The 3,593-nt window shown below is 69.6% G+C and carries 3 protein-coding genes; 2 read left to right on the top strand and 1 reads right to left on the bottom strand.

Annotated features, from left to right (window positions below):
• The first annotated feature begins 250 nt into the window (after positions 1–250).
• Together msrB and HUU94_RS03860 are read left to right on the top strand one after the other, a co-directional pair.
• The gene (gene msrB / locus HUU94_RS03865; protein WP_174273799.1) at positions 251–649 is read left to right on the top strand and encodes a peptide-methionine (R)-S-oxide reductase MsrB; all 399 of its coding nucleotides are present in this window, start codon (positions 251–253) and stop codon (positions 647–649) included.
• 64 nt (positions 650–713) lie between these two features.
• A complete protein-coding gene (locus HUU94_RS03860) occupies positions 714–2,834 on the top strand; it encodes a transglycosylase domain-containing protein (protein ID WP_438827100.1) in 2,121 nt (706 codons plus the stop codon).
• Positions 2,835–3,001: 167 nt separating this feature from the next.
• Here HUU94_RS03860 and HUU94_RS03855 read toward each other — a convergent pair.
• The coding region (locus HUU94_RS03855; RefSeq protein ID WP_174273797.1) for a M48 family metallopeptidase at positions 3,002–3,593 on the bottom strand (592 nt) is incomplete at its 5' end.

The following is a 3,593-nucleotide window of genomic DNA, read 5'->3' as shown; positions in this document are numbered from 1 at the left end:
CGGCGCGGGCCGCGCTTTGCTCGGCGGAACAGCGCCGCGACGCTGGCAGCGCGCCTTCTCGCGGCATGCGGCCCGGCCGATCCTGATGGCCGAAGCGCTGCGCGGGCTGGCCGAAAAGCCCGCCGCCGCTCGGATCGCGCTGGCGGTGGCGGGTCGCGTCCCCGGGCTGATCGGCGGAATCGCGCGCGCGACGCGGATCGGCGGCGAATCGGGGATTGATCCCGAAAGGCGCGCTCCCCACATTCGGATCATGGCAAAGACCGAACTCCCCGAGACCGCGTGGCAGGACAAACTGTCCCCCGAACAATATCATGTCCTGCGCGAGGCGGGCACCGAACGCGCCTTCACCGGCCGCTATTGGAACAACCACGACGTGGGCGACTATGTCTGCGCGGGCTGCGGTGCGCCCTTGTTCGAGAGCGCGACCAAATATGATTCCGGATCGGGCTGGCCGAGCTTCACCAAGCCCGTCGAGGGCGGCGCGGTCGACGAGCATCGCGACATCAGCCACGGCATGATGCGCACCGAGGTGCGCTGCGCCAAATGCGAGGGCCATCTCGGCCACGTCTTCCCCGATGGCCCCGGCCCCGAGGGGCTGCGCTATTGCATCAATTCCGCCTCGCTGGACTTCAAGCCCGAGACGAAGTGAGGCAGCCCCGCGCCCGTGCCGCTTGTGAGCGGGCGGGCTTGTCCTGTAACGGGGGCGCCGCGCCATGCCCGCCTCCACCCCGCCCGCACCGAAACGCCCCGCCGATGGACGCGCCCGCCGCACCGGGCGGATGATCCTACGCGCGCTGATCTTCGGCCTGCTTGCCGCGCTGGTCGCGCTGGTGATCGCGGTGTTCGTGACGATGGCGTCGCTGCCCTCGTTCCAGGATCTGATGCAGAAGCCCAACGGGCAGACGGTGCGCGTCCACGCCGCCGACGGCACGCTCGTGGTGGCGCTGGGGCCGAGCTACGGCGACTGGCTGACCTATGACCGCATCCCGCCGACGATGCGCGACGCGATCGTCGCGGTGGAGGATCGGCGCTTCTACAGCCATCCCGGCGTGGATCCGATCGGCGTCGCGCGGATGTTGTACGTCGCCAAACGTCTCCACGACGAGGGCCGACGCCTGCAAGGCGGATCGACGATCACGCAGCAGCTCGCGCGCAACATCTTCCTGTCGAGCGCTTACAGCTACGGCCGCAAGATCCGCGAGGCGATCATCGCGCTGGCGCTGGAGCGCAAATTCTCCAAGCAGCAGATCCTCGAGCTCTATCTCAACCGCGTCTATTTCGGCGGCGGCAGCTATGGCGTCGATGCCGCGAGCCGGAAATTCTTCGGGCATGCCGGCGATCATATGAGCCTCGCCGAGGCGGCGATCGTCGCGGGGCTGGTCAAGGCGCCGTCGCATTATTCGCCCTCGGCCGATCCGCAGGCGTCGGTCGACCGCGCCAACGTCGTGCTCGACGTGATGCAGGATGCGGGCGCGATCACGCCGGCGCAGGCGCGGAACGCGCATCCCGAGCAGGTGAGGTTCGCGCCCGAGCCCAAGCAGAACAGCGTCCGCTACTTCACCGATTGGGTGCTGGCCCAGCTCGACACCGTGGTCGACGAGCAGACCGCCCCGCTCGACGTATGGACGACGCTCGACCTGCGCATGCAGCGCGCCGCCGACGATGCGATCCGGGGCAGCACGCCCAAAGGGCTGCAGGGCGCGCTCATCTCGATGGAGAATGACGGCGCGGTCCGCGCGATGGTCGGCGGCACCGATTATGTCACCTCGATCTACAACCGGACGACGCAATCGCAGCGGCAGCCGGGCTCGGCGTTCAAATTGTTCGTCTATCTCGCCGCACTGGAGGGCGGGCTGAAGCCCTCCGACCGCGTGATCGACCAGCCGACGACGATCGACGGCTGGAGCCCGCGCAACAGCTCGCGCCGCTATCTCGGCGATATCGACGTGCGCAACGCCTTCGCGCTCTCGATCAACACGATCGCGGCGCAGCTCGGCCAGCGGGTGGGGTTCGAGCAGGTCGCCAACATGGCGCACCGCTTCGGCATCACCACGCAGATCAACACGCACCCCTCGATGGTGCTCGGCACGTCCGACGTGCGGCTGATCGACATGACGCGCGCCTTCGCGAGCGTCTCCAACAACGGCAATGCGGTGACGCCCTACGGCATCCTCAAGGTGACGACGACCGACGGTACGATGATCTACCAGCATGACGCGGGCGAGCCGCGCGTGCTGGTGGCGCCTTATGTCGCCGCCGAGATGACCGATCTGCTCCAGACCGCGGTCAACACCGGCACCGCGCGCGCCGCGCAGATCGGGCGGCCGGTCGCGGGCAAGACGGGGACGACCTCGTCCAACAAGGACGGCTGGTTCCTCGGCTTTTCGAGCGGGCTGACGACGGGCGTGTGGATGGGGCGCGACGACGCCAAATCGATCCCCGGATTGCAGGGCGGGCGCAATCCCGCGCAGGCCTTCTCGCTCTACATGCGCACCGCGCTGCTGACGCGCCCGGCGGAGAAATTCCAGACCGACGTGACGCTGCCCGAGTGGCAGCTCGAGCCCGACGACGAGGCCTATTTCGGCAATCCCGATCAGCAATATGGCGACGAGCAGGCGCCCGAAGGCATGGACCAGGGCGCGCCGCCGGAGGAGGATGCCGCCGCCCCGCAGAATCCGGACGAGATCGACGATCGTGCCGCGCCGCCCGAGCGGCCGACGCGACGACCGCTGCCGGAGGGCGACAGGCCGCCGCAGCTCGATCAGCGCTGGCTGGACGGGGTGCTGGGCAACCGGCGCGCCGCACCGCCGCAGGATGCGCAGGCGCCGCATTAGGCTGTCGTGTTGGCGCCGAACTCTCGTCACCCCGGCCTTGAGCCGGGGTCCCGCTTCTTCTTCAGCGTCGACAGGCAGCGGGACCCCGGATCAAGTCCGGGGTGACGGTTTAGCATGAGCAGGACAGCCTCTAGGCACGCGGATCCTCCCTCCAGGGGAGGATCTGCCTATCGCCCGATCGCGTGCAGCTTCGCTCCGTGCGCGCGGAGCCAGGCGCGTTCGCTCTTGGGTTCGTGGCCGAGCAGTTCGGCGACCGCGCGGTGGAAGGCGGGGCCGTGGTGCATGTGCAGGCGGTGCGCGACTTCGTGCGCGACGGTGGCGGTGCACACCTCCGTCGGGGCGAGGATCAGCCGCCAGCTATAGCGGATGTCGCCGGTGGAGGTGCAGCTTCCCCAGCGGCTGCGGGGATCGCCGATGCCGACGCGGCCGATCGCCACCCCGGCGCGCACCGCGAAGACGCGGGTCTCATGGTCGAGCTTCGCCAGCGCCTCGGCGCGGAGCCAGCGCAGCAGCCGCGAGGCAAGATGCGCCTCGGGGCCGCCGATCAGCAGGCGATCGCCTTCGACGACGACGTTGCGCCCGCGATCGGGGGCATGGACGAGGATCAGGTCGCGCCCTTCGAACGGCACGATCGCGCCCGCGCGGATCGCGGTGGTCGCGGGCAGTGCGGCGAGTTGCGCCTCGATCCAGCCGCGCTTGCTTTCGACCCAGGCGAGCGCGTGGCGGAGCGCGGCGCGCGCCGGCAGCGTCAGCCGCACC

It is taken from the genome of Sphingomonas bacterium, assembly GCF_903644055.1.
In the GTDB taxonomy this organism is placed as follows: domain Bacteria; phylum Pseudomonadota; class Alphaproteobacteria; order Sphingomonadales; family Sphingomonadaceae; genus Sphingomonas_I.
Note: the sequence above shows the minus strand (reverse complement) of the source record. Positions and strands in the feature narration are given on the sequence as shown.

Excerpts from the sequence above, each read along its gene's own strand:
- msrB (WP_174273799.1), top strand. The coding sequence starts at position 251 with ATGGCAAAGACCGAACTCCCCGAGACCGCGTGGCAGGACAAACTGTCC.
- HUU94_RS03860 (WP_438827100.1), top strand. The coding sequence starts at position 714 with ATGCCCGCCTCCACCCCGCCCGCACCGAAACGCCCCGCCGATGGACGC.